This window comes from Compostibacillus humi (genome assembly GCF_014637175.1).
Classification (GTDB): Bacteria; Bacillota; Bacilli; order Bacillales; family Amphibacillaceae; genus Oceanobacillus; species Oceanobacillus humi.
Map to the genome: position 1 here is coordinate 1 of NZ_BMEV01000143.1, position 1,473 is coordinate 1,473.

Here is a 1,473-nt window from a genome sequence, read left to right on the forward strand (position 1 = left end):
TATCGCTTTTATGAGTTGGTGGAAGAATCAGGAATCCCAGAATTTAAAAGAAATATTCAGACCTTAAAGAACTGGCAAACAGAAATATTAAACAGCTTTGTATATGGATATTCGAATGGGTTTTTAGAAGGGATTAATAACCACACGAAAGTCATGAAACGGAATGCGTTTGGATTTAGAAACTTTAGACGTTCCCGTGCACGAATATTACTATCGCACAAGTATAAAGAAATTGGAGTTCATGTGGGTTAGGAAGAGGCCACCAAGCGCGGTAGCCTAAACCCCAACATTTGACATAGAACCAAAAAAGAGAGGGGAAACTCCCATTTTTTATTTGCTCATGTCTGAAATATGGATAACCTCCTCAAAATTAGCTAGCTTTTCAACAATAGCCGCCTGATTTAACCCATTTCTTTTTTCAATATGAACGATTATCTGTTTTATATCTTTTTTCAATTTATGAATTTCTATATTCATTATCGTTGCTTTTGACTGTTCCACCACTTCAATAACATGATGGACAGGAAATGCACTTTTTACCTCCAGCTTCAAAAAATAGGAACTGCGATTTTTCGGTACAAGCTTTTCAATTTTATTTAGAAATTTTAGACTGACTAAAATAATTATCGTTGCGAGCATTGCCGCACCATACATACCCGACCCGACGACAAGTCCGATACCTGCCACCGTCCATATAGAAGCAGCCGTCGTCAATCCGCGAATCGTTCCTCCATATACCATAATCGTTCCCGCGCCGAGAAAACCAATGCCGCTAACGACATAGGAAGGAATTCTAGCCGGATCAAAGCGCACATTGTCATACCTCTCCATAAAAGGAATGAAACCAAATACGGATAACAGCATCATTAAACAAGCACCTACTCCAACGAGAATGTGCGTCCGAAAACCAGCAAATTGATTGTTCATTTCCCGTTCAAATCCGATAATTCCGGATAATATTAAAGCAATAACTAGCCTAAGGGCGATTACTGAAAAATGCTCCCCAAATATTTGATGGAGTATCTCATTCATTTCCTTCACTCCTTTCCTAATCAGTATGCGCTTTTATCCATGAAAGAAAATAAATCCTATAATATAACATTGTATAACCTGATATATGAATATTATACCACCCAAGAGGTGATTTCTTTTCTTTTAGACGCGGCAAATAATCTGAAACACAAAAAAAGTCTAAGATTTTAAATCTTAGACTTTTTCCTTTTTGCCTGGCAACGTCCTACTCTCGCAGGGGGAACCCCCAACTACTATCGGCGCTGGAGAGCTTAACTTCTGTGTTCGGTATGGGAACAGGTGTGACCTCTCCGCCATCGTCACCAGACAATCCTTTTATGAAGGACAAGTTATATTATATGCACTTTTTCATCAAAATGCAAGTCCTTTTTTTGCACCTTCAAAACTAAATAAGAGAATACAACGACTTGAAATTTAGTTAAGCCCTCGATCGATTAGTAT

General features: G+C 38.2%; 2 protein-coding genes and 1 rRNA gene. 1 reads left to right on the forward strand and 2 read right to left on the reverse strand.

From position 1 onward, the window contains the following. The coding region (locus tag IEV18_RS16935) for a transposase (protein ID WP_188393325.1) at positions 1–252 on the forward strand (252 nt) is incomplete at its 5' end. Positions 253–330: 78 nt separating this feature from the next. On the opposite strand, the gene IEV18_RS16940 is transcribed toward IEV18_RS16935, so the two are convergent. Together IEV18_RS16940 and rrf are read right to left on the reverse strand one after the other, a co-directional pair. Then, on the reverse strand, positions 331–1,032 hold the full coding sequence (locus tag IEV18_RS16940; RefSeq protein WP_188393510.1) for an MgtC/SapB family protein: 702 nt from the start codon (positions 1,030–1,032) through the stop codon (positions 331–333). A gap of 192 nt (positions 1,033–1,224) precedes the next feature. Then, positions 1,225–1,339 (reverse strand): 5S ribosomal RNA (rrf, locus tag IEV18_RS16945). Positions 1,340–1,473 lie beyond the last annotated feature (134 nt).

Bases quoted from the DNA above. Each gene is read 5' to 3' on its own strand.
- IEV18_RS16940 (WP_188393510.1), bottom strand. From the start codon at position 1,032: ATGAATGAGATACTCCATCAAATATTTGGGGAGCATTTTTCAGTAATC.